The 24,926-nt window shown below is 43.1% G+C and carries 26 protein-coding genes, 2 tRNA genes and 1 riboswitch; of the genes, 4 read left to right on the top strand and 24 right to left on the bottom strand.

Annotation, left to right across the window (positions count from 1 at the left end; all coding sequences use genetic code 11):
• Positions 1 to 113: 113 nt before the first annotated feature.
• The 8 genes from HC026_RS11685 to HC026_RS11650 form a co-directional block, all read right to left on the bottom strand.
• Positions 114 to 2,456 carry a BspA family leucine-rich repeat surface protein gene (locus HC026_RS11685; protein ID WP_168926099.1) on the bottom strand — a complete coding sequence of 781 codons (2,343 nt, stop codon included), beginning with the start codon at positions 2,454 to 2,456 and terminating at the stop codon, positions 114 to 116.
• Between the two features lie 407 nt (positions 2,457 to 2,863).
• The gene (locus HC026_RS11680; protein WP_168926098.1) at positions 2,864 to 3,676 is read right to left on the bottom strand and encodes a 5-bromo-4-chloroindolyl phosphate hydrolysis family protein; all 813 of its coding nucleotides are present in this window, start codon (positions 3,674 to 3,676) and stop codon (positions 2,864 to 2,866) included.
• A gap of 9 nt (positions 3,677 to 3,685) precedes the next feature.
• The gene (locus HC026_RS11675) at positions 3,686 to 4,228 is read right to left on the bottom strand and encodes a hypothetical protein (RefSeq protein ID WP_168926097.1); all 543 of its coding nucleotides are present in this window, start codon (positions 4,226 to 4,228) and stop codon (positions 3,686 to 3,688) included.
• A complete protein-coding gene (locus HC026_RS11670) occupies positions 4,225 to 5,382 on the bottom strand; it encodes a hypothetical protein (protein ID WP_168926096.1) in 1,158 nt (385 codons plus the stop codon). The genes HC026_RS11675 and HC026_RS11670 overlap by 4 nt, the downstream gene beginning before the upstream one ends.
• A 2-nt stretch (positions 5,383 to 5,384) precedes the next feature.
• Positions 5,385 to 6,515 (bottom strand): toxic anion resistance protein, encoded by a 1,131-nt coding sequence (locus HC026_RS11665; protein WP_168926095.1) that lies wholly within the window; start codon positions 6,513 to 6,515, stop codon positions 5,385 to 5,387.
• Between the two features lie 277 nt (positions 6,516 to 6,792).
• A complete protein-coding gene (locus HC026_RS11660; RefSeq protein ID WP_168926094.1) occupies positions 6,793 to 7,761 on the bottom strand; it encodes an NADPH:quinone reductase in 969 nt (322 codons plus the stop codon).
• Positions 7,762 to 8,065: 304 nt separating this feature from the next.
• Positions 8,066 to 8,136 (bottom strand) — tRNA-Gly (locus tag HC026_RS11655).
• Between the two features lie 93 nt (positions 8,137 to 8,229).
• Positions 8,230 to 8,445, bottom strand: coding sequence for a DUF2187 domain-containing protein (locus HC026_RS11650; protein WP_168926093.1), 216 nt, complete (start codon positions 8,443 to 8,445; stop codon positions 8,230 to 8,232).
• 226 nt (positions 8,446 to 8,671) lie between these two features.
• Between HC026_RS11650 and HC026_RS11645 the strand changes: the two genes are divergently transcribed.
• The gene (locus HC026_RS11645) at positions 8,672 to 9,019 is read left to right on the top strand and encodes a DUF1516 family protein (RefSeq protein ID WP_168926092.1); all 348 of its coding nucleotides are present in this window, start codon (positions 8,672 to 8,674) and stop codon (positions 9,017 to 9,019) included.
• A 40-nt stretch (positions 9,020 to 9,059) separates the two neighbouring features.
• On the opposite strand, the gene HC026_RS11640 is transcribed toward HC026_RS11645, so the two are convergent.
• From HC026_RS11640 to asnB, 4 genes are all read right to left on the bottom strand, one after another.
• On the bottom strand, positions 9,060 to 9,770 hold the full coding sequence (locus HC026_RS11640) for an aspartate/glutamate racemase family protein (RefSeq protein ID WP_168926091.1): 711 nt from the start codon (positions 9,768 to 9,770) through the stop codon (positions 9,060 to 9,062).
• Between the two features lie 4 nt (positions 9,771 to 9,774).
• On the bottom strand, positions 9,775 to 11,028 hold the full coding sequence (locus tag HC026_RS11635) for a carboxylate--amine ligase (protein ID WP_168926090.1): 1,254 nt from the start codon (positions 11,026 to 11,028) through the stop codon (positions 9,775 to 9,777).
• 3 nt (positions 11,029 to 11,031) lie between these two features.
• Complete coding sequence (locus HC026_RS11630) at positions 11,032 to 12,567, bottom strand: UDP-N-acetylmuramoyl-L-alanyl-D-glutamate--2,6-diaminopimelate ligase (RefSeq protein WP_168926089.1); 1,536 nt, start codon at positions 12,565 to 12,567, stop codon at positions 11,032 to 11,034.
• Between the two features lie 101 nt (positions 12,568 to 12,668).
• On the bottom strand, positions 12,669 to 14,573 hold the full coding sequence (gene asnB / locus HC026_RS11625; RefSeq protein ID WP_168926088.1) for an asparagine synthase (glutamine-hydrolyzing): 1,905 nt from the start codon (positions 14,571 to 14,573) through the stop codon (positions 12,669 to 12,671).
• A 215-nt stretch (positions 14,574 to 14,788) separates the two neighbouring features.
• Between asnB and HC026_RS11620 the strand changes: the two genes are divergently transcribed.
• Complete coding sequence (locus tag HC026_RS11620; RefSeq protein ID WP_168926087.1) at positions 14,789 to 15,025, top strand: hypothetical protein; 237 nt, start codon at positions 14,789 to 14,791, stop codon at positions 15,023 to 15,025.
• 122 nt (positions 15,026 to 15,147) lie between these two features.
• On the opposite strand, the gene HC026_RS11615 is transcribed toward HC026_RS11620, so the two are convergent.
• From HC026_RS11615 to HC026_RS11560, 12 genes are all read right to left on the bottom strand, one after another.
• Positions 15,148 to 15,411 (bottom strand): hypothetical protein, encoded by a 264-nt coding sequence (locus HC026_RS11615; protein ID WP_168926086.1) that lies wholly within the window; start codon positions 15,409 to 15,411, stop codon positions 15,148 to 15,150.
• Between the two features lies 1 nt (position 15,412).
• On the bottom strand, positions 15,413 to 15,805 hold the full coding sequence (locus HC026_RS11610) for a hypothetical protein (RefSeq protein ID WP_168926085.1): 393 nt from the start codon (positions 15,803 to 15,805) through the stop codon (positions 15,413 to 15,415).
• Entirely contained in the window at positions 15,780 to 16,001 is a 222-nt protein-coding gene (locus HC026_RS11605; RefSeq protein ID WP_168926084.1) for a hypothetical protein, read from the bottom strand. Before HC026_RS11605 ends, HC026_RS11610 begins: the two co-directional genes overlap by 26 nt.
• Positions 16,002 to 16,115: 114 nt before the next feature.
• A complete protein-coding gene (locus HC026_RS11600) occupies positions 16,116 to 17,024 on the bottom strand; it encodes a helix-turn-helix domain-containing protein (RefSeq protein ID WP_168926083.1) in 909 nt (302 codons plus the stop codon).
• Positions 17,025 to 17,048: 24 nt separating this feature from the next.
• On the bottom strand, positions 17,049 to 17,381 hold the full coding sequence (locus HC026_RS11595; protein ID WP_168926082.1) for a metal-sulfur cluster assembly factor: 333 nt from the start codon (positions 17,379 to 17,381) through the stop codon (positions 17,049 to 17,051).
• 200 nt (positions 17,382 to 17,581) lie between these two features.
• Positions 17,582 to 18,559 carry a polyprenyl synthetase family protein gene (locus HC026_RS11590; RefSeq protein WP_168926081.1) on the bottom strand — a complete coding sequence of 326 codons (978 nt, stop codon included), beginning with the start codon at positions 18,557 to 18,559 and terminating at the stop codon, positions 17,582 to 17,584.
• A gap of 171 nt (positions 18,560 to 18,730) precedes the next feature.
• Complete coding sequence (locus HC026_RS11585) at positions 18,731 to 19,081, bottom strand: hypothetical protein (protein ID WP_168926080.1); 351 nt, start codon at positions 19,079 to 19,081, stop codon at positions 18,731 to 18,733.
• 85 nt (positions 19,082 to 19,166) lie between these two features.
• Positions 19,167 to 19,724, bottom strand: a complete 558-nt coding sequence (locus HC026_RS11580; RefSeq protein WP_168926079.1) for an ECF transporter S component — start codon at positions 19,722 to 19,724, stop codon at positions 19,167 to 19,169.
• Between the two features lie 16 nt (positions 19,725 to 19,740).
• Entirely contained in the window at positions 19,741 to 21,012 is a 1,272-nt protein-coding gene (locus HC026_RS11575) for an acetylornithine deacetylase (protein ID WP_168926078.1), read from the bottom strand.
• A gap of 86 nt (positions 21,013 to 21,098) precedes the next feature.
• A riboswitch (TPP riboswitch) is annotated at positions 21,099 to 21,197 on the bottom strand.
• A gap of 58 nt (positions 21,198 to 21,255) precedes the next feature.
• Complete coding sequence (locus HC026_RS11570; protein ID WP_168926077.1) at positions 21,256 to 22,146, bottom strand: polysaccharide deacetylase family protein; 891 nt, start codon at positions 22,144 to 22,146, stop codon at positions 21,256 to 21,258.
• Positions 22,127 to 22,432, bottom strand: coding sequence for a hypothetical protein (locus HC026_RS11565; protein WP_168926076.1), 306 nt, complete (start codon positions 22,430 to 22,432; stop codon positions 22,127 to 22,129). Before HC026_RS11565 ends, HC026_RS11570 begins: the two co-directional genes overlap by 20 nt.
• A gap of 5 nt (positions 22,433 to 22,437) precedes the next feature.
• Positions 22,438 to 23,652, bottom strand: a complete 1,215-nt coding sequence (locus HC026_RS11560) for a glycosyltransferase (protein ID WP_168926075.1) — start codon at positions 23,650 to 23,652, stop codon at positions 22,438 to 22,440.
• A gap of 351 nt (positions 23,653 to 24,003) precedes the next feature.
• On the opposite strand from HC026_RS11560, the gene HC026_RS11555 reads away from it, so the two are divergent.
• Positions 24,004 to 24,672: a DUF3862 domain-containing protein gene (locus HC026_RS11555; RefSeq protein ID WP_168926074.1), complete on the top strand. Its 669-nt coding sequence runs from the start codon at positions 24,004 to 24,006 to the stop codon at positions 24,670 to 24,672.
• Between the two features lie 84 nt (positions 24,673 to 24,756).
• Positions 24,757 to 24,840, top strand: a tRNA-Leu gene (locus HC026_RS11550).
• Positions 24,841 to 24,926: the final 86 nt, after the last annotated feature.

Raw genomic sequence — 24,926 nt, 5'->3', positions numbered from 1 at the left:
ATTACTGGTAAATCGTATCGTTTGAAAAATGTAGACTGACCGCTAAAAACCTACATTTTTAACCGCCCTAAACCGACATTTTATGACCGCCCTTGACACACGTCAAAAAACCACTATCCATCATGTCGTTTCTTTTTACTAAACACTGACACAAAGTAGCCGAGGATAGTCAGCAAACTTAGGCCGATTAATGTCAGTAAGGAATGACTTGTCTCGTTAGTTTGTGGTAACTTTTGAGTATTCTGCGTGTGAGTCATATTTTGACGATTATTCGACTGTAAAGTTGCGGTAACTCCCTGAGCCTTTGAATGATCCACATCTGTCTTAGCACTCATCTGATTCCCCGATTGTTTCACCAGTGTTGATTCATGCTGACTAGTCGCTGGTTCATTCGGCACCACATCATGTTCAGTCTCCGTGGATTGAGCTGGTGGCGTTGGAACGCTGGTTTTACCTGTAGTCGGAGTGGTGCCTGGTGGTGTCGGGACGCTCGTTCGAATTTTTTGCGTCGTATACACTGGTGTTGGGACGGCTGTTTTAAATATCGGTGGCATAGAAATGGCTGGTGGAACCGCTTCTTTAAATATTGGTGGCATGGAGATTGCTGCCGGAACGGCTGATTTAAATGCCATTGGATCTGCCGGAATCGCTTCAATGACGTAAATGTTAAAGGATTGATCAGATTTTCCAAAAATCGAAGTGGCTGGTTGCTTTTGATCAGCAATTAATTGCTGTGTTGACGCGTAGTAGAAATTAGAGGGGAAATTAATTGTGGTGTTATTAATATTAATCATATTATCCGTATGACTAATGTTAATTGCATCACCATTTTTACCTTGAATGATAGCGATTTGTTTCGGTGAAATGGGTTGGTTTGTCAGTGCATTAACAACTGTATAAGTGTTACTGACTTCTTGCTCAGGTACTTGTTGTGCCCAAACATAGGTCTGCTGAGTCGTTTCTCCCTGATTAACTTTGTCTGCAGAATAGTCGCCCATCAATGTGGCAGCACTTTTTTCAGCTCCAGCTGGCGCGTAATCACTGCCGTTACCAACGATTTGCCAGTTACGATTGTAATTAACAGCTGTTGAACTGCCTGGTAGCGGTGTATTATTTCCTGGGGCACTACCTAATAATGCATTTGTCAAAATAACGTTTGGTCCGACTGTCAGTTTCCACAAATGATTCGTACCGCCAAGCATTTCGCCAGCATTAGGTTCCTGACCGTGCTGACTGGCTTCAGTGATGACATTCTTCATATTGAAGTTTGAAATATCCAGGGTTGGCAGATTGAAATCATCATTAAACATTTGGGTAAAATCGATGACTTGACTGGTGTCAAAGCTACTGACGTCAATCGATGTCAACTTTTCATCGTCACGGAACATGTACGCCATCGTCGTCACTTTGCTAGTATTGTAATGGCTAAGATCCAAAGAAGTGACCCCAGTTTTTTCGAACATACCATACATAGTAGTCACTTTCGAGGTATCAAATTTTTCAGCACCTTCAAGATTCGTTAAATTAGGACATTCGGCGAGCATCCATTTCATATCAGTGACATTACTCGTAACAAATTTATCCCCGAATATGATTGAAGTTAGGTTCTCATCATTGTCAAACATCGCCTTCATACTTGTAGCAGCGCTAGTATCCAAGCCAGTTAGGTCAATCGTTTTTACATTTGGCAGCTGACTGAATAAAGAGGCTGCACCCTTTCCACTCACTGTAACCGTTGCATTTGGGGCTATCTTAACCGAGGTAATCGCCGAGGAAGTTGCAGTGGGCTCGTTGATGTCTGAACTCCAACGTGTCCCCGAACCATCAATATCGCCACTTGAAATAATTAGTACACCATTATCAATTGTCCAAGGCGCAGTGCCACTGACACCTGAGATGGGCGCCTCGGTGGGTTCAGTTTGCGTAATGACCTGCGCCTGTCCGGTGGACTCATAAGCCTGTTCAGCTTGCGTCTTTGCTGCATTCACCTTAGCACCACTGGCGGTCCCTAAATTAGTCGTTTTAACATCATCTGTTACCGTACTAGCCATATCCGCAGTAGAAGTTGCTTGTTCCCCCTCTGCTTTCGTGGAGACCTTATTTTCAGTATTCACTTCAGCATGTGAGATTTCAACGGATGTGGGAATCGCTTTTATATCCGTTTTCATTTCATCCCCTGAACTTGCCGGATTTGTATCGTCGGTAGTAGGCGTAGCCAACGTGGCTTGCTGCTGATTCAGTGTGCTCCCGACAGTTGTTATTTGGCCAGTTTGATTCCTCGTCGAATCCGAATCGCCCGTGGAGGCATTTGCTTGAACTGATCCAGCTCCCAATAAAGCTACTCCTAAAGCTAAACTGGATACGCCAACAATTAGCCATTGTTTCCCATCTTTATACGAACGATAATGCACTGTACTCCCCATCTTTGCGACTTGTTGCCGTGTCCGTTCATTCATTTTTATTCCCCCAAAAAAGTTGTGTGCTTATCCGTCAAATCCTCCTGATAAACAGTTATCGTCCATTTTCTGTTGACTGATGGACCATTGCAACATGGCATTAACTATTTACCTTCACTGAAATGATATCATATTTGTAATTATATTACTATAAAGTATTAGCGCTCAAAGTCTCATTTCCTTGTTTGGTTGTTAGGACTGGCCATTAACAGCCTAAGTTACTGACGAGTTATTTAGATCAAAAATTGAATAATCCTCGCTCTACACAGCCGCCCCTCAAGTGACTGTGTCTTTTTCAATCAAACAGTGTGCACATAAAATGTAAACTACATCATAAAAAAAGAGTACCATCTAAAAAATAGACAGCACTCTCCGACCACATAATATCATTATTTTAACCCTAAATTCTATTCCCCTGCACGACTATTCAACTCATCAACTTCATGTGTGGTGATGAGAACATAATCGTGCTGCAGCTTGTCTGACAATTTACTCAATTTTGCTTGGGCTTTTTGAACTGCCTGTTGCGTATTTTCGCTGGAAACAAGGTTGTTGTTAACTCGAACTAGCCCTTGCGACAATGCAACGTAATCTGGCAAATCATTATACATGAAATCGGAAATATTCAATAACTGCCGTGGTGCACTCAGCAATTCCTGAAATGTCTGTTCAATAAAGCGCAGGTCACTATCGTAAGTAGGAATATATTTAATGACTTCTCGTCTAATTTCTCGAAGATACTCTAACTGGTGATAGGCATTGCGAACTTCGCGTTTAAAAAAGGTCCGCTCTGAATTATCCAAACCGCTCTTGGTTAATTCGTTATCACTAATGTAGAGTGTCTCCGTCATACCACTTTCATTGACTTGTTTGGCAAATTGGCGAAGCTTTACCCGATGCCAGCTATTAACACCCACATTAATCAGTACTGTGATGAATAACAACACAGGCATCAGCCCATAAGCCGCCACGTATAAGTCGGTGAAGCCTGTCGCCAGTTGAAACGTCACGATCATAAGCATCAAAGCCAGTATAATGGCAGGTATAATAGCACCCCACAACCAACGAGCACTAAAACAAAATTGCAGTGGCACTGCCAGCAACAGATATAGCCCGAACACACTATTACCACTCCGATGAAAAATCAGGAGGATTGCAAATGTCGCAAGCGTGAGCAAGACGCCCATCCAACGGGTTCGATACTGTAATAATAACTCCATTTGCCCCTCCTATTCGGCTGTGACGCCATTGCTTGATTTAATTTGATTTAAATGAACGTAATTGTGATGGCCAGTAAATCCAATGTTGGTATCTAGAATATACTCATCATCCGGATAAACGGTAAAGCCAAGATCAATCTTTATCGAATGACCATTTTTAACTTTCCTGTCATCGCCATCCATCGTGAGTAGATAATGATCCGACTTTAATAATTTGCTAATGTGATCACTTTTACTCAAGATATCTTTACTGTTTGGTCCGCTGAATAACTCATACTCATCCGAGTCAACCGAATGTTCATCTTCAATGGAAGACATTAAAGAAACCGTGACATGAACGATCAAATACCGTTCCAGTTCGTTTGTATCAGCCGTATCAAATGCCGGTAATGGGCTTTTCAACAGTTCATAGCTAGTGATTGTTAAATGAGTCCCAGAAGCTTTCAATGTTAGTGGCTGCCCTGTGAACTGGTATGAACGATCAGCGTGAGCCGTTATCGAGGAGGCCATGAAAGTACCTATCAGACTTAGTACGATGATTAATCGTCTCATTTCAATACCTCCAAGTTCTTAGTCTTGACGTGAAAAACGATAGAAGTATCCTCGTCTTTATCCGGAACATTGTATTGATAATAGAAACCCCGATAGAGAAAATCAAAACTACCAGATTTGGGCCGCTTAACTACAATATTAAACGGCCTACAAACGCCCTTTGAATACTCATAGCCATACCAGCCACTGCCATCAAGAATATTCATCACTGGTTTATATTCCCCACCAACTTTAATTTTAGTTCCAATAAAATTTCGTGCTTCTGAGTAGTCGTCATCGTTAGCTTCGGCTTTATCACTCCACTTTCGGTAAACTTTAAATGCATCAGCAGATAAACTAGCACCCTTATTCCGGGGCTGGACACTCATATTCACAATCAAAACCGGGTCACCCTCGTCGGTCTCTGCAGCATAACTATGATGAACAGTAAGCTGAAGCTGTCGTGTACGATAAGTTGTATTATCCTTTAACTGCACTTTTTGATGAGAATCATTACCCGCAACGTGCTGTACTTTCTTACCAGTAGTACCAAACGCTATAGCGTTGCCGATAATCAGTACAATACTCATTGCAATTATTTGTGACCGAAACTTCGCTTTCCGTTCAGTTTTCTTTGGCTGGCCACTCTCTTGTATCTGTGGTTGAGCACCCACAGCGCCATTCTGCAAATATTCAATCGTTTTTAAAAAATTAGTGAGTTGGGTTGCGTCAAGCCACAGACTATTTATCGAAATCCTACTATGCGATCGTAACTTCGGCCGATTTTTTCGATCAAATTGCAGTGCATGTTGCCAATCAAACCGGACGTTATCGCTATTTCTTGTAATTTTAAGCCAGTCAAATGGCACGTATAACCGTTCTGACCGAAAAGAGTAGCGCGTAACCCAGATTCCAGTTTGATTCTGGTTGATTTCAATCAGCTGATAATCCTGACCTTTCAAATGGTGGTAACTAATTGCGATGTTTGCTAATAGTACAGAAGTGGCAAACCAAAAGATTTCCACCATGAGAATGGGTTGGACGCTACTATAAGTATTTTTAACTGCCAGTTTAATCACAATCGTCCCAACGATCATGACAATAATAATGACCCAGCAAATCCTGATTAATGCATTAGTGACCGATCGTGGCTTGAATCTTAACGTGGTCTGCATTGCTATTCCGCCTTTGGATGCTGTTTAACGGTTTCAACTAACTTCGTTTTTAAATCCGACTCCATTGTTTGCAGCTGATCTTCAACTTGTTTGCGCTTAACGCTACCCTCTTGCTGGATTTTCAAGGTTTCAGTTATCGTGTTGATCAAATCATCTTGAGTCTGCTTAAGCGTATCAATGTCCACAACGCCTCGTTGACTAGCTTTGGCAACTTCTACTGCTGATTGGGATAACATCTTACTATTCTTCTTCAGTAAATCATTCGTGGTTTCTGCCACCGCATTTTGAGCAGCCAAGGCATCTTTTTGATTGAGTAACGCCAGTGCAATCACGACTTGATTTTTCCACAATGGAATGGCGGTTGTAATAGACGACTGAATCTTTTCAGCCAGTACCGTGTTACTGTTTTGAATCAACCGAATTTGTGGCGCTTGCTGAATCGTAATCGCGCGAGTTAGCATCAAATCCATCATCCGTTTTTCAAGTCGATCCTGAGTAGCAGCCAAATCTTGCACTTGTTGGGCCGCCATTTGATCCGTTGCCGTATTTTGAAGTTGCTGAATTTGCTTCGTAATTTCATCACGTTTCATCGATGCCCCTACAATAAGTAGATTTAACGATTGATAAAATTTGAGGTTTTGTTGATACATATCATCTAGTAAATCATTATCTTTTAAAAGTTTTGCCTCTTGCTTACTCAACTGCTGGGCTGACCGATCAATCTGAACGCCAACTTCTTGGTATTTAGCGGTCATTTCAAAAATCGATGCCTTGACCCTTGAAAACAATTTGGCAAACAGTGACGCATCTGATTGACTTAGCTTGTCCGGATTAGTTTCGTTTAAACTCGTCACTAATTTTCGCAGACTATCCCCAATTTCGCCTAACTCGTTATTCTGAACCTTGACAAGCACTGTATTCGAAAAGGTCGATAGTCCTTCCTGCTGGGTTTTGCCATAGTCCAGGATAGAAGACTGTTTATCCTCGCTGATGGTTGCAGCCATGTTAGTCGCTTCTGTCAGCTCCTCGGGGCTCAACTTTTCCTTAATTGAAACAGCCAGTGCAACCGGTGTCTCCTCATCGGTCTTACCAACTGGCACAACGCTGCCATCAATATTCGTGACGTCTTTCATTTTGATTCCTCCAAAGTATGTTTGCTAATGTTGCTATTCAAATCGTATTTTGACAGTATAACCTACTTTATAAAGCTGCGCAAAATTCTCTGGGTTATATGAGGACAAACGAGCAATAGTCATTACCGTGGATCAACTGTCTAGCAGGAACTTCGCCAGATGTTCTACAGATCCTAGAGCCATAAAAAAACGCGTGCTCCTAAGTTGACAACAACTTTTGGAGTACACGTCATTTTTTGTTTGGTTCTTTGTTTATTCACGTGTGATATTGAAGACTTCAAGACAAAGCAATCAGCAACCGGTTCTTCACCTGCGGATCCATCACCATTTCGTGCGCTGACGCCGCTTTACTCAATGGCAGCCGTTCGAATGCCGGCGCCTTCAGCACATTCGCATGTGCCAGCAACCATTTGCCAGCCTGCGTTAAGCTCTCTAAACTAGCATGACTAATGACAAATCCCCGCAGCTGCTGTTCTGCCATGTAAAATTTAGGCAAATTAAAAGTGGCTTCCGGATTTTGGGAGGTTGCGATTAAGATAACCTGACCACCCACAGCCAGCTGCTCAAGATTAAGCTGAAGTGGCACCCGTCCCGAAGTGTCAATGATGGCATCAACTGGTTGAGACAGCTGCTGCTCCCAACCCGCAGCGTAATCGATCACTTCGGCGCCTAAAGCAGCCAGAGCCGGAAAGTCACGTGGGTTAGCCGTTGTAATTACGTGAAGACCGGCTATTTTCGCGCACTGAATTAACATACGTCCAACGTGACCTGCACCGCCTTCAATCAGTAACGTCTGATCAGGTTTAAGCTTCAAAAGCTGCGTCACGATAATCGCCGCGGTCGCACCTGGATGAACCAGTGCCAGCCAGCTGCTTGGATCACCTGCTGGCATTGAAAATACCCGGGATTCCGGAATAGCTGCAAACTGAGCCGTAATTCCTTGCCGGCCACCATAACCCATACTATTCGTCCATACGCGATCACCAACGTGAAAAGCGTGAACGTCTGGTCCCACCTTCACCACGGTGCCCCAAGCGTCACGACCAATAATTTGCTGCGGCATGATTGGTGTCTGAAAAGCACCAGAACGGACATAGGCATCAACGCGATCCACAGCCGCTTCCTGAATCTTCACTAGAACATCAGTTGGCCCGATTGCCGGCACGGGTAGCCGCCCCACTTGGATTTGTTCAGCATCGCCGGTGTGCGTGAAATAAGCTGCTTTCATCATCTGATTCTTGTTCATAATTTTTTCCTCTTCTTTCAATCACTTTATTGGGTACACTGGTCGTTGATGGATCAAGCCGTTCATGAAATACAGACAACCAACATAATTCAATGGTACTCGTTCTCTACTATTGTAATGGCTTAATTGTGGAAAATTAAGTATAATTTCCCCGCGTAAACGGCTAATAGATAGTCATCGAGAGAGCCAAATTTGCCGTTTCCTTCAACTCTAGCAAGAAATGTTAATATTTAGACAGTTTTTCGCATTATGCAACAAAAAAGCCGACCCTCTCAGGTCAGCTCTGCACCGCGTTGTTCTCTTAAGCGGGTAACGGGAATCGGACCCGCGACGCAAGCTTGGGAAGCTTGAATTTTACCACTAAACTATACCCGCATAACAGTAACTATATTATCATATTCCGCGTATTCTGTCAGCACGAAATTGCATAAAAATAAGCTTTTCTGAAATAGTTAACTGTTATTTTCATTATTCTGCTTTTGCTTTTAATGGTTCTGCATCTGCTTTACGTACGATGGCGCGGTTGTTCAGTTCACCAACCAAAATTCGATCTTCGTCGTTATAACTTAAAATGTGAATTAATACCGAGTTTTCATAGATCTTCTCGATTTCCCCTTCAAAGTCATGTTCAAAAGAGCCAAACTTTTTGCCCTTTACATAGTCGCCAACTTGATGTTCTGCCATTGGGTTGTCCCCTCCACTTCGCATGATGAAAGATAGGATAACAAATTTATACTGGGAATACAAGCTTTATTTTCATTATCCACAAACTTTTCGTAAACTTAATGTCGCGTTAAGAATTTTAATTGAAAATGAGTTTCATGACATCATCGTGGTAGACTTAAGATATCAATTAATTCCGGGAATAACTATTAATATGCAACTTATTTTACTCAAGGATGTGAACTGAATGTGGTTAACTATTTACTTCGTTAGTTTGATTTTGCTCATCCCAGTCACCATCATTGGTTTGAGTCGAGCATCTGAAAAGCGAATCGCCCAGTGGCTTATTTTTGACCGCTTATTCTACCTGATCATGGCCTGTGCTACGGTTGTGTTGATGATTCGAACTTTCAATCACGCACCTTTATTAGTCTCTCTAAAGGGTATACTAGCAGTCATTATCATTTTGATTATTGAAATCGCGTTTGGCCGAAAACAAGAACATAGCCTGTCAATTGCGTGGAGTATTGTCATCACGCTGATTATTTTATTTACGGCAGCAGTGGTTATTATCTTAACGTTGCATTCTATCTAAAAACATAAAAAGATTAGCCATCTCCGGCTAATCTTTTTATTTACCCTTTTTGTGCTTTCAACGCTAATTCCAATGACCGATCAACCAAAATAGACTGACTGTCAATGATTGGCTTATCTGTCACTGGTTCGCGATCCTGCGCTAGCGATAACTCGGTACAGCCGAGTACTAACGCGTCACAGTTAGTTTCATCAAACATCTGCTGAACTAGGCCATGGAATAACTTGCGGTCAACGACGTTATTATCCTTGATGCAGTCGTAGATCAAACGGTTGGTTTGCTCCTGAACTGATTGACTCGGTGCCAGGAATTCGTATCCAGCTGCCATGATTTCATGATCATAAATATGGTCGTAAATCGTCCCTTCAGTAGCAATCAACCCAATTCGATGTGCATCCGGATACTTCTTCCCAATCTCCTTCACTGCCTCACGTGGCATGTGAAGAATTGGAATATCGGTAACTGCCTGCATCTCATCGTAGAAGTAATGTGCCGTATTGCACGGTAAGGCAAAGAAATCGGGCTTTAACTGACTCTGAACCTTAATATCATGTACTAGAGGTGTCAGCGGATTCGGCTGGCTATGATCCTTAATATAGCTCGTACGGTCAGGCACGGTAGCATGATTGACCAGGATATAGTTTAAATAATCCTGGTCCTTGCTGGCCGGCGTCCGTTCGTTTAATTGATGAATATAAGTTTCGGTGGCTTCGGTGCCCATGCCACCAATGATTGTAAAGAAGTGTTCCATAAAATCACCCTTTGTTTTCAGCAAAATAACGATCAAAATTCTTGGTGTAGTTATGATTCATCCATTTGATCAATGCCCAGCGCTTCACGTTCATATCGTGTGAGTACTGATACGTGGTCCCGTAACGACCGGCGTTAATTAAATCCAATGCACGGTCCTTATCGGCGTTTTCACGAGCGTATTTCTTGAAGACTCTGGCTGGAACCCCAAGCCAAAGCGCGTGCTTGCTTTCGTCTTGATTACCATAAACGGTTGGCTGGTCAACCAGATCCTGCTTGACGTAATCCTTGACCACCCAATCGGCTAAATTATAACCGTTGAGTGTCACAAAGAAGCTGCTGCGTCCCTGTCGAAGATTGATTTCAAATAATTTGAACGTATCGTCACGTACATCATACTTCATATCAAAGTTGGCGTAACCGGTAAATTCAATTTTTTCCAAGAAGTCCTTGATCTGTTTATAAATGGCTTCGTTGTACTCTGGCAAAATTGCGACGTAGTTACCAATTGCGGAAGGTGCGGGATCTTCCAGCAACGGGTGACCAAGACACATCATCTTCACATGATGATGCTGGTCAACGTAGGCATTCAGTACCCGCATGTTGCTGTCGTCGCCGGGAATGAAGTCCTGGAGAATGAAATCTGACTTATACCCATTAGAATAAGCGGCATCCAATACCTGATCAAATTCTTCGCGGGACTGAATCCGGAAAGCTTTCTTCCGGCCTTCAAAATGGACGTCCAACCATTCTACACTGTTAGTTGGTTTCAAGGCAACCGGATAATCGAAAGGCTGTTCCACAACGGTCTGACTGTCGTGTTCTGCCTTTGAAATTGTTCGAGTCTTCGGATATGGCAAATTGTACTTGTCGCAAATCTTATAAAAACGTTCCTTATTATTCAATTGGGTCAGCATATCGTAATCAATATACGGGCAAATGAAGACGTCGGATAACTCATCCTTATGCTTGGCAATCAGCTCAGCGTAACCGTCACCACAGCCAATCAGAATCACTGGCTCTTTGTGGTCACGATAACGCTCTTTGATTTTTCGCATTGAATCAATCCAAACGGGGTCTTCAGAGAAACCTGGAATCAGTTCCAAGTCGACAATCTTAGTAAAGCGAGTTGGGGCTAATTGAATCGAGGCAATGGCCTTTACGGGTTGATGGTAGAGTTCATAAAAGGAACGTGCCATACCATAAACGTTAAAATCACTCCCCAATAATACTGGGGTAAATTCTGGTGTTTCTTGCATATTCTACAGTTCCTCCACAGCGTTTTTAGCAATCGTGACATCGGTTGGGTATGGTGTGTTAACACCATTGACCTTCTGGAAGGCGTCTTCACCCTTACCAGCAAGCACGACGATATCGTCTTTTGTACTCATCTTAATCGCCGTTTCAATGGCCGTTTTGCGATCCATAACGTATTGAACTTTAACGTTTTGATGATCGATATGCGCGTCAATTTCTTCGGCGATCTTCTTCGGGTCTTCATAAGCGGGATCATCTGTCGTTAAAATGGCCACGTCGGCTTCCTCACTGAGTGCTTTACCAAAGCCTTCACGTCGAGAAACGCCCTTGTTGCCAGTACTACCGATAACTACGATTACCCGACCAGCACCCGTTTGCAGCCGTAAGAAGCTCAGCAAAGCCTTCAAACTGCCGTAGTTATGGGCATAGTCAATATAGATCGTTCCGTGATCCTTACTAGTGACCATTTCCATGCGTCCAGGCACGTCCACATCCGTCAAAGCCGTTTTAGCATCCTCATAACTAGCACCAGAGAGCGCACTGGCAATGATTGAACTGGCTGCATTACTCTCGTTGAAATCACCTGGAACGTGTAACTCATAGCTGCCATCAATCGCCAGTTGCTTTGCTTTTTCAGAAACAGCATTTACCTGGAATTCGGATTGATGCAACGTTTCGTTAGTGTTCTTAAACGTCACGTCCAAGTCTAAAGGCAGTTGCACCTTAGCGCCTTCTCGCGCGTACAGGTAGACATTCTCTGGCTGGGTCGTCGTCTTAGCCGCGTAGTACACGTCTGCCAAATGATCCGTTTCGGCATTAATAATGCAAGTTTTGGCATTAACCAGCAGCTGTTCTTTGCAATGCAGATAGTCCGCGAAAGTTGGATGTTCATTTTCACCAATGTGATCCGGCGAAATATTGAGAAAAATGCCGACGTCATACTTCAGACCATAAACCCGGTTCTTCTTATAGGCTTGCGAAGACACCTCCATCACCAAGTGCGTCATCCCGTTATCCACAGCGTGTCGCATATCGTGAAAGAGATCCAGCGACTCAGGCGTCGTTAAGTCTGACTTGAAGCGGTCTTCAGGTGCATTGCCTACGATTCGATCAATGGTTGAGAATAGTGCTACGCGATCATGAGTATGGGTTTGTTCAATGCCATACGTAAAGTACGCAGAAGTTGTCTTCCCCTTAGTCCCAGTGAAGGCAATAATAAACAAGTCATTTTGAGGGAAACCGTAAAAAGCAGCTCCGAGCAACGACATCGCTTTTTGGATATTGGTCACTAGAATACTAGTCATTCCCTGACCCTCTTCATAGCGATTTTCTGACACATAGGCCGTAGCGCCAGCTTTTTTGGCAGCCGTTAAATAAGCCGGTTTAAAGTTACCCTTACAAAAAAATAAAGTGTCTGGTTGAACCGTTTGCGAATTGTAGTCCACATGCTGAAATTGCTGATGCGCATCAGTCAATGTGACCGTTTTTAATAAATCATGTTCATCTAATAAAGTCACCGCTTGGGTGATATCAAGTGACACGGTCTTCATCTCCAATTAAGTGAGGCTTAAACTCTATTATTTCACCATTTTATCCAAAAAGAAACCGACATTTCAGCCGGTTTCGTATGGAAAATTGCAGTTTAGTTAGCAACTGGAATCTTATCGATATCTGTACGACGAACTTTGCTGATGGTATCTGCAGATGTCTCTTCAGGGAAGTAAACTTCGTACCAAAGAATAAACGTGTAGATAGTGAAGATCTTTTGCATCGAAGACTTACCGTTAATGTGTTCTTGCAAAATGTTCAGTAAGGCATCGGTGTTGAAAAACTTCTTGGCAACATCGGAGGTAAAGGCTTCTTCGATTCGCTTACGATACTTATCCTGCTTGATCCAGGTTGCAATTGGAGATGGGAAGCCCATCTTTTCCTTCTTAGCAACTCGTTCCGGCAGTTCAGCCAGCGCAGCGGTTCGAAGAGATACCTTAGTTTCAGTACCACGAATTCGGGTCTTGATTGGCATGGTTGCTGCAAATTTTGCGACTTCTTTGTCAACCAATGGTGTCCGCACTTCAAGCGAATTACACATGCTCATCCGATCAGCCTTGTGTAGAATGTCGTATGGTAGCCAAGTATTGATGTCAAAATACTGCATTTGAGTCATTTCATCTTTGTCTTTAACATCATCGAAGATATGCTTCGTGTATTCACCAGCATCTCGGTTTAAATCAGGATTCTTCAGAATTTGTTCCCGATCATGGTAATCAAAGACGTAGTTCACCCGGTAATACCGCTCACTAAGCGGTTCAGCCCCACGAACTAAGAAGCGACGACCGTGGAATCTAGGCAGATTGACAACCGCTTTGGCCAAGCCCTTACGAACGAAGCGTGGCACAGACTTTTGATACCGTTCAAATGGCTTAGCTTCCAAGTAAGTGTTGTAACCACCGAAGAATTCATCGGCACCCTCACCTGATAAAGCAACCTTCACGTGCTGACGAGTACCCTTTGACAGGTAGTACAGCTGCATCGCTGAAGGGTTGGATAACGGCTCGTCCATGTAGTACATGATAGTTGGGAGAATATCGAAATAATCGTCACCAGTCATCGTTAACGGCGTGTTTTCCTGATGAATTTCTTTAGCAAATTCAGTTGACCAGCTCAACTCACTATACTTAGAGTTATTAAACCCGAGTGAGAAGGATTGAATTGGTTTCAACTTAGCGGCTTCATTAAGCACATAACTAGAATCAATCCCACTAGATAGGAAACTACCAACTTCAACGTCCGCAATCATATGAGCATCAACGGAGTCATCCACGATCTTACGGATCTTCTTGGCATCTTCCTCAATCGTTTGATTCTCGTCGATGTTATCGTAACTAAACTTGTAGTATTCGTGGGTTTCAGTGTGACCATCCGCCTTATGAATAAAGTAGTGGCCAGGCATCAACTTGAAGACGTTCTTGAACATCGTATCTTTAGAAGGAATAAATTCAAAACTCAAGTGAATGGCTAAGAGGTCTTCGTTAAATTCTTTTTTAAAGTTAGGATGTTCCAAGAAAGCTTTAATCTCAGAACCCCACAGGAACGTGCTGCCATCGTCATAGTAATACAATGGCTTGATACCAAAGTGATCACGGGCACCAAAAACGTCACCAGTTTTGGAATCGTAGATAGCAAAGGCAAACATGCCCCGTAAATGTTGAAGTAAATCTGGACCCCACGCATCATAACCATGAATCAAAACTTCAGAATCCACGTCAGTCCGGAATTCATAGCCGAGTTTTTGTAAGTCCTTACGAATATCTTGATAGTTATAAATCTCACCGTTAAAAGTTAATACTTTAGTTTGATCCTGGTTATACATGGGTTGCTTACCATGCGCAAGGTCAATAATTGATAATCGACGAAAGCCCATTGAGACCTTGTCATCATTAAAGTAAGCTTCATCATCAGGTCCACGATGACGAATACGGTTGGCCATCTTCACGATCGTATCGCTAGGCACATCTGTCTGGTTAACATAACCAACAAATCCACACATGTTGTAATCCCCTTTTTAGCATTTATTTACCGTTTCATGTGGCGACTTGAACCATCAGTAATCATTGTTCAAGACGTAATTCAAAACAATGTACATTTTATCAAAAAAATCGTTGTAATACTAGGAAACATCGTGGCTTATAAGGTTTTCTTTAAACTCGCCTCGTGTAAGCGTTTGCGGTATAATATACCTGAACCATGAATGGAGTGATTTTTATGGACAATCTTATATTTTTTAACCCTGGTGATTCAATTGCCAACTTCCACGACTACGATGAAGCAGTAAGGAGTGCCCAGATCTATCGTCAGAATCACGTTCAAGATGGTCACGTCCTGGTTGTCAAAGGTATGGAAAGTCAAAGACAGTTTGATATTTTTTTGGCCGACAATGAAATTAGCCATGACAACGAACTGGGTAATTCAAAACCGTATAAGGTGTCAAAAAAATTCTAGGTGCGAAAGTGAGCGTTTAGAGAGCGAAGTGTAACTATGAAACGGCGGAAGCCCCCGGTCTTGGGGGATTCTGCCGTTTTATGGTTACATGCAGCACTCTGCTCACTGAAACGTCATAACACCTAACGCTCTTTAGTCTCAGGTTTGTTCGCATATGGTAGCGTCATACTCTTCCCGTTTGACTGAATACTTAAAAAATGATCCCGATCATAGCGGACAAAAGTCACGGGTGGCTGGACGCTCAGCTGCGCGTATTCACTTGTCAGTGATACAAGGTCTTCACCACTAGCCGAGAGCTGATAGCCAATGCTATCGAAAAACAGTTTAATTTCCGCTTTTCGGGTCGGCATCCGTAATTCAGCAACGTCACTGATCAGCAATTGCATCTCAATTCCCCTCTTCCGGTGACTTGTCTTCAATGTAGTCAATTGCCCGTAGCAAGTGGTCCTTAAACCCAATCAGGTCGTAGTAGGCCATGGACTTGGACGGAATGGAAACAATCTGACTTGATAAATCTAACAGGACTCGTAAATAACGTCGGTGGAGCCGCTGAGCCGCCATTGGCTCTCTGCGGGATAACGTTTGGTTAGCCTGATAACTGTCTCGAATAGCCGACCGCAAGCGCTGATTTTCTTGGATAATCGCTTCAAAATCACGCTGCGTCCGCACCGCTTCCTCCACGTAAGCTATCTGCCAATGCCACTGTTGAAGCTGGATCAAGATAGCTCGTTTAGCAACCTGATAGTTGCTAAAGTCAATTTGATTTTTTACGATTGGCAAGTGCCTGCTTTCCCTTTTCAGTTAATCCATTGATGTAGGGATCTGCATCAATGTAGCCTTCATCAATCAGCGGTTGAGGATTACCACCAATCACATTATCACAATAATCCACAAAGTGACGTGGACTAGTTCCCGGTTCAACTTTGCCCGAAGCGATAGCATCCAAAATATTATAATCTGTTGGTGTTAATTCCATCAATTTTCCCTCCAAATTTTATTTAACCCGAGAATAGCCTAGTTCTGGTGGATTCGCAAGTATTTAAACGCAAAACGCATGTTGCAGCAACCACTGCAACATGCGTTTATTGAATTACGGCGTTAAGTCTGCCAACGACTCACCCTTTTCATAGCGAGTGTTCAAGGCTGCAACTTTAACCTCGATGACTTGATTTTCATTAATCCGTGCAAATGCCAGTACCTCGTTGATCAGCCGGTCAACTACTTCTTTGTCCTGCTTTTCTTCAATCGCATTCTTGGCGGCTAAGAACTTGAGTCTTGGCAAGAAATACGTCACGTGATGCTCAGAGCACATTTCCACACCCTGATTAACCAGATTTTCGCTAGCTTTCAACTGCCCCACTGAATTATAGTAACTAGCAGTGAAGAAAATCATGGTCAACAACCTTAAGTAGTTGTCGCCGACCCGGTTAAAGTACATCTTTTCATCTTTTAACACGTTGCGGATGAACGAATGCACTTTTTTAAAATAAAAGTTGGCGCGATCGGTCTGCCGCAATCGATTATACATCACACCAGAACCAACGTAGACGAGTTGGGTGAAAATTGTTTCGTGGGACTCATCCAAATCGTTGAGGATCTGTGAAAAATCATACAGGACTTCTTCTGGTGGCTGATTGATCAAAGCACCCATCAGACCACGCAAATAATAAAACTGCATTTCTAACAGCATGGAATCTAACTGCTGTTCATCAATGCCTGAGAGTCCCTTTAACACTTTTTGATAATTTTCCATCACAAGTTCCCGCTCAAGTGAATCTAAATCCATCTTAAGCTGGTTAGCACTGACTTTATTTGTTTCGTTTAAATCATCAATGGTAAGACCAATCCGTGCGCAGAGCTTTGAGAGAATTTTGAGTGATGGCACATGGCCGCCACTTTCAAACTTACTCAGCGTTGATTGCGTGCAGATGCCATCGCACATTCTGACCTGCGAAATATGCAGCGATTTGCGTCGCTCAACAAATTTTGCGATATCCATTCAAATCAACCCTATCCTTATTGACTACTCGTGAATTCCTAAAGCAACTTTAGCAAACCGACTCATCCGATCAATACTCCAAGCGGGTTCCCAGACCAGATTAATATCGCAAGTTTCCACGCCTTCAACCGAGGTAACCGCATCAGTGATTGAATCAGCTAATAAATTCCCCAGTGGACAGCCCATGGTAGTCAAGGTCATTGTGATCACACAGTTACCCTTGTCATCAACTTTAACGTCGTATATTAACCCCAGATTGACCATATCAATACCCAGTTCTGGATCAATAACATCTTCTAATGAAGCTAAAACTTTATTTTCGATTGGTGAAAAGGCTTTTCCAACTTCTTCTGACATCTGCGCTACCTCCTCAAAACCGCGTGCATAGCTGAAATTACACACACTGGCATCAAATATTCTTCTGCCTTAAATCATACCATATTTATGACAAAATAATGATCATTCTAAGCGAAAATTAGTGATAACCCTAAAACTGCGTCATAAACAACAAACCAGCTCATCAACGGTATTACCGTCAACAGCTGGTCGTGTAAGTCTTATTCATCTCGTTGCAGTAATAGTGTGGTCAAAGTCTTTAAATCAGCTTTGGCTGAGCACTCTGGTAATTGATCAATCAGGTCAAGTGCCTGCCTTGTCAATATTCTTGCCTCAGACTGGGCTTTTTCAACCCCACGATAGTGAAGCACCAATTCTGAGACCGCCTGCAAATCAGCAGCCGTCATCCGCTCTTTTTTAGCAAGGTATGCTTTAAAGGCGGTTTTATCTTCTTTCATCGCTAAGATTAGAGGTAACGAATAAACGCCGGATTTAAGATCTTCCAGGACGGGCTTCTTGGTCTTTTTAGATTGACCGCCATAATCCAAGATATCATCCAGGATCTGATAGGCCTTCCCAATTGTCATGCCGATTTCGCCAGCCAACCGGGCCACTTCATCATTACTGTGACTCAGTACTGCGCCTTGACGGCAGCTCAACCAAAACAGTTCAGCGGTTTTACCACTAATTTCACGGAAATAGTCCTCCTCCGTTACATTGCGTTTGTAATTGAGCTTCATCTGTTCCAGTTCGCCAACCAAAATGTCTCGCATAGATTGAATATTTAGTCGCAATTCTGCCATATCCTGGGTAGTCTTTAAAACTTCTTTAAAGTAAATTGTGAAAAGAAAATCCCCGGCGTAAATTGCGTTTCGGGAGCCATACAAGGTGTGAATCGTGGTTATCCCACGGCGCAGAGGTGACTGATCAATGACATCATCGTGGATCAGGGTGGCTACGTGTAGCAATTCTAACGCAGCTGCACCAGCTCTTAACACTGATTCATCATGCTGATCACCAAATTCGCTGAATAAATAAAAAAATCCGGGCCTTAATAATTTCCCGCCAGATTGCAGCAAGGCCAACACTTGGTGATGAATTGGTTGATTTGGCAGCTTTACTGCTTCCACTAAATAGGGTTGAAGCGCTTTTAATTGTGTTTCAACCTGTGGAAACTGATGCCAAAGTTTATGAACCATGCGTTGCCACTCCCCTGCCTATATTTGCTCACCGCCATGAGCGCGTTGCTTTTCGATAATTCCGCTCTAACCATGTTACCACATGATTGGACACTAATGAATAATTAGTGCCTAACTTGCAAACAAAAGAAGTTCGCCTAATCATCTGCTTAAGCGAACTTCTATTATCAATTAGTCTGTCAAGGCTTTAATTTGATTCAAAACCGTCAACAACCGTTTTTCTGCCCGTTCATAATCACCTATTTGATCACCAAACTGCTGATTAAAGCCGTCAAGTCCACCGGCAACAAACGCGTATTCATATTGATACACCTGTTGATAGGCCTCATTGAGTTCCGACAGTAGTTCTGGCTGAGCTGGGGTTGCTAGCTGCAACGCAATTTGGATCACCCGCAGGTCAGTATAGCCGAGTTCGAACTGGATTGCCCAAGCCCGCATGAAATCGTGTTGAGCCTGAATGTGCAGAAAATGATGTTCCGTATTCCAAGCCAACCGTGCGATTGAGTCTTCGATTTTTAGCATTTTGCACCTCCAAAGAGTGGCACTTCAATTTAACAACGCCTATAAAATACTCAATCCGTAATAGAGAAGCAACTAACTGCACTCGTTATTTTTCAGGCCCTAAATGGCGTAAGGCATGAGCTCGATTCAGGAGTGCAAAAACACTGTGCACGACAACCGTTCCAAAGAAAATCACAGAAATCAGTCGAACGGTAAACAAGGCAATAATCATGCCAATTGAATAGTGCGTGTACCCCAATTTGAAGACTTCATAAGTAAAGGCCACGACGGTAGTGGTTACGGATGAGGTTAGCAAACTGGACCAACCCCAGTTTTTGTACCGCCACACAGCAAAACCAAGTTCACTACCAACACCTTGAACGATTCCTGAAAGCAAGGCAGCAATCCCAAAAGTACCGCCAAAGATGACCTCAGCAGCGGCCCCAAGTACTTCACCAACTACCGCAGCACCGGGGATACGAGTCAGATAAATAGCCAGGGGACCAGCCATAATCCAGAGGCCAAAAAGAATTTCGTTAGCAAATGGACCCACAGCAATTGATAAAATGTTATATAAGTAATCAGTTCCAACAAAAATCGCACCAAAAATTAAGGCAATCATGGTAATGAGAATAATATCTTGCAGGTGAAATTGTTTTTTCATTATTTTATTCCTTTCGTCACTTCGACTGTGAGCACCATTTCAATACAAAATCCGCCAATATTTTCGTGTAGTCAAGCAACTGTGATAATTGCGCCGTTTCATTATCACTGTGGGCCTGCTCCATTCTGCCAGGACCGTACGTCACCGCTGGAATGTGATAAAAATCAAACCAGCCCCCATCCGTGACCGAAGTCGACATGTTGATTAAGGGTTGTTCACCTAACTGCTGTTGATGGCTTTTACTCAGCAAGTGAATTGCCGGAGAAGACTGATCAATTGCCAGCGCTGGGAAAACTTCACCCTTGTCCACTAGCATCGATTCACCACCCCAATTAAAGATTGGCAAAATGTCTTTTAGCCAAGGATCTGCTTTGGTCGCTGCGACAACAGCAGTTTCAATTTCATGTGTTACCTGGTCAATGGTCTCATCCGGGTAGAAATGAACGGTAATCCACAATTTACATTCATTAGCCACAAAAGCTGGGTGGATGCCTCCTTCAATGTAAGCCGGGTTAATCGTGTTCGTTCCTGCGGGGAAGCCGGGGTACTGTTTTGTGACTGCCCAAAAATGTTCCAATTTTTGAAGGGCTTCGATCACCACCGGCATCTTTTCGACCATGCTGGCGGCCTTCAATCCACCGCCAGCACTCACCATATTCACCCGATTACCATCATGATAGGTGTGGGGGCTTTTTAGGGTGATCCAGCCCGTGACAACGCCGCCCTGACCCTGAAACGCCATGTTGCTGGTGTCACCAACGACTGCAAAATCAGCAGTCTCTCCTTGTTCCAATAAGGTTTTCGTGCCAGCCTCACCTGCTTCTTCACCCACAACTGACTGAAAAAGTAAGTCTCCTGGCAGCTGAATGTTTAACTGGCGCAACAACTTAAAGAGGTATAGAAAACAAGCTACCGCCCCTTTCATGTCGCTAACACCACGTCCAAACAAGTCATCGCCATGACGAATCAACTCAAACGGATCAGTCTGCCACTTGTCCAAATCAGTCAACGCCGCAACGTCAACATGCCCATTCAACAATAGACTGTGATATTGATCAGGAGCCGAACCCGGTAAACGCCCGGAAACCAGTGCGTCATCGTTGTAGAATGCCTGCTTTTTAACTGCAAAGCCGTCCTGCTCGAGCTGTTGCCCAACAAACGCTTGGATGTCATTGGTATTTCTGGCGGGTGGTGAAACTGTCTTGAAAGCCACCAGCTTTCGTAAAATATCCAGCAGACTAGACTGCTGTTCATCAATTGCCTGTAGTAATTGTTGTGTCTCTGACATTTTTCCATGTCCCTTCATGGTTTACTCAGCCATGAACCCGGGAAACTAAAAAACTCTCGAAGCCAGACTTCGAGAGTTTTCTTGTGCACACGTTCAATCAGCTTTCCTACGTGAGTCCTAACTCTCAGGTTCAAAGGGTCTGGCTACTGCCATCTCAGCTCATAAGAGCACCCCTAGCTTGTGTGCTTATCATGTCATAATTGATTGATTAATGCAAGTATTTATATGGATTTAAACCCAAAATTATCTCTCCAACCAGTTGGCAATACTTGGCCAGCTATTTTTAGTGACGATCATTCGCGGTGCTAACTTAAGTTCATTTTCGTCAGTAACAATGCCGTTATTCAAGGTATAAATCACCTGCAATTTGGGTTGATGAACTAAGAAATTTTGAACCAGCGGCGTACCACTACCATACGGATAAGTGAAAATTGGCGTGGTTCGTCCCGTTTTTTGTTTCATCACTTTTTGGCTGGTCGCGTAATCACGAGTAAACTGACCGTAATTCTTTTTTAAGTTAAAGGCCGGTGTCCCTTTAACCAAATAATGCATATTGTTGGTATGCACGCCCAGCTCCATCTTTGAGTTTTCTGACCGATCCAGCTTCATAATTTGAGGCCAGGTTGCCAGCTGTTCGCCGCCGATATATTGGCCGGTAGAGCCAGTAATGATTGAAGCGGTAAACGGATAGCCATAATGCTTCATAATTGGAGCCGCATTCTCGGCCATGGTGCGATCAATATCGTCAAAGGTCAGCACTACGTATTTGCCGTGGATGGGTTGATTATTCTTTAACATGTGAATCATTTGAGAAGTCGAAATCACCTTGACGTGGTGTCGGTGTAAAAACTGCATTTGTTGTTTAAATGCCGAAACATTCACGTTATAGACGTGTAGTTGGTTATTAGGTGTCAAAGATTCAATCCCTTTCACCATTGGATCGTGATCGTTCAAAATACGGTGATAGCAAAACACCATAATACCGTTCTTAATGTGGGTATCGCTACTAGCTAAGGCGTAGTTTTCCCGGGTTCCTAATTCAAACTTGGTACTCTTCCGGACATTTACAGCTACTAACCCGACGAAAACGACAATCAAGAGACCTAGCACCCATTTACGCATTGTTTTTGTCATGAGCTGCCGCCTTTCGTTTAAGGTTGCGAATATGAATCACACTGTAAGCTGTCACCAGTCCACCAATCACAATAATCAGGTATCCCAGCATTTTATACAGGTGAAATGACAGGTTGAACAGCGAATAATTCACGACAAGCCCATCTGTGTAAATACCGAAAATAAAGCATACATTGATGGCCAGGACGTAAATGGCGACGACCCATAATAATATGAGCAGGATCATCCGACGTAACCGTGACCAAATGGAGGTCTTTTTACGAATAACTAATTTATCTTTATCCATTTTTATTAGACCCCCCGATCTGGACTAGCCCAAGTCCCCTTCCGTTTCGGATCAAGGAAGAAGGACCCCAACGCAGTGATACAGCTAACTAAGTTGACCACCCAGTAGAACACAAAGTACATTGGCAGTAACAGTAAATCCTGCCAATCAATGTAACCTTGGCGTTGCGAGCTGGTGAATCCAATAACGAACTGGACAATGCTGATCAAGGTCAGCACAAACAAGATGCCACCATCTAAAATGACTGCATGGGCAAACAACATGGTCAGCACATACAGTACGATCATGAAGAAACAACTTAAAGCCCATAAGTTACTAATCACCATATCAATCAAGAGCCACTGTTCAGCCAACTTACCAGTAAAAATCAGCTGTCGGTTACGAATCAAAACTTCAAGACCACCACGTGCCCAACGTCGACGCTGGCGAATCAGTGCTTTCATGTGCTCGGGAACCAATATCCATGACACAGCTTGTGGACAATAGGCCACGCGCCACTGATGTGAATAAAGTTTCCAGGTCATATCAATATCTTCGGTCAATGCCTCAACGGTCCAACGGTTCACCGCTTTGATTGCCTTTTTACGGTACACAACGATCACGCCAGAAACGGTGGTAATGTGCCCGGTAATAAAAGCTTGGCCACGTTTAATAATGTCAATAATCCCAATATATTCCAGTAATTGCAGACGCCCCAATAAGGTTGTCCGGTTACGTACAACTGGCCGACCCGCGACAGCTCCCACGTTAGGGTCATTATAAAATTCCAGCATCATGTGTTTGAGTGCGTCTTGATCAACGTATGAGTCGGAATCTAAACACAGTAAGTATTCACCGGCAGCACTGTCCAAGCCGACGTTCAGAGCGTTGGCTTTTCCGCCATTTTTAACAATTGGCACCACTTTAATTAGGAACTGTCCCTCATACTGTTTCTGCAAGTCATACATCACAGCTAACGTCTTGTCGACGCTGCCATCATCAATTAAAACTAACTCTATGTTTTGATAAGTCAAGTTTGCGACTGATTCAACAACCTCGTGTAAGGTTTTCTCCTCGTTATGCGCTGGTATTAGTACCGAAACCAGTCTCTCTGGCATCCCTTTACCAGGCTTTTTTAGAGGAATTTGACGCTGCTGAACACTAAAAAAGATTGCACCCATGATCCATACAAGTGACACGATCATTGGATACAAAACTACAAATCCACTAAGTATATTCATTCAAAAACTCCCTTGACGATACTCTCGTCGCTAACTAACATCCAATCCCTTGATATGCCAGTTCAGACAACAACTTTCACATTGTACTGATGTGTGCTAAGCCCGTCAAGACTTGAATCACCAGAGTGGTAAGAAGTATCTTGATAGAAAGTGGTTCACGACTGATATGTAACCGTGTCCAGTTCTCAAAAGTAAGAGGTTAAGAATTACTTAAGTTACCGGACATCGGTTTAACTATTCAACGTAACACGGCAGAAAATCAACTTGCATGGCTCGTATGACTATGGGAGAATTATTTTGAGGATATTCATACCTTCTAAATTTACTATTAGATTCCCTGGAGAAATAATCATGAAAAAGCTTTTCACTGTCATTATGATGTTATTAACTGGCATGACGTTGTCAGCATGTAGCTTTGAAGCATTCCAAGCGGCCAAATCAAATGCCTCATCCGAAGCTGTTAGTGCCCACAACGTGCGCTCGACTAGAATCAATCACACCATGAAAATGAAATTTGACCAAATTAAGACTGATGGAGACAGCACCGATAATCATGGCAGCTCAAAGGCTCAAGTCATGGCTGTCATGGGAAAACCCGATAGAGAATCAAAATCCACCAGACAAGGTTCAGATCAAGGCTCCAAAGTCTATACGTGGACTTTCTCTCGTAAAAATGGTCACCAGTCTGCCAAAACAATCAGCATTGATGTGGTACACGGCAGAGCCGTTTCCAAAAATATTTTTCATAACGGGATAGCCTCTAAGATTCATCCCAATACCTATCAGCACATTAAAAAAGGTGATCAATTGGCCACTGTCAGAAAGAAACTGGGCACGCCAACACAAGAGATGATTATGGGAAATAAGGGGCCTTACAGCTCGCAGATTTTGGTTTATTTAGATCAAGAAAATGAGAAAACCTATACATTCAGCTTTGTTGACCAAAAACTGATCAGCAAGTCTTCTTCCAATCCAAAACATGGCTCAACACAAACTCAGAGCATGCCTTGCAACAATTAAAAGCGACCGAAAAATTTCTGAACCTGACCACAAAATTACTTTACAAAACTACTCACGATAGTGTATGATTATTCCTGTTGTGATGCCCCGGTGGCGGAACTGGCAGACGCGCAGCGTTCAGGTCGCTGTTTGGGCAACCAAGTACAGGTTCGAATCCTGCTCGGGGCATAATAAACGTGATTAAATCATGTTATAACGACTGAAAACGCCTAGAAATGGGCGTTTTTATTTTGCATAAAATGAATAGAAATGAT

Origin of the sequence: Secundilactobacillus angelensis, from assembly GCF_012641075.1 — a bacterium.
GTDB classification, from domain to species: domain Bacteria; phylum Bacillota; class Bacilli; order Lactobacillales; family Lactobacillaceae; genus Secundilactobacillus; species Secundilactobacillus angelensis.
The sequence above is the reverse complement of the archived record's forward strand: the minus strand, read 5'-3'. Positions and strand labels throughout refer to the sequence as shown.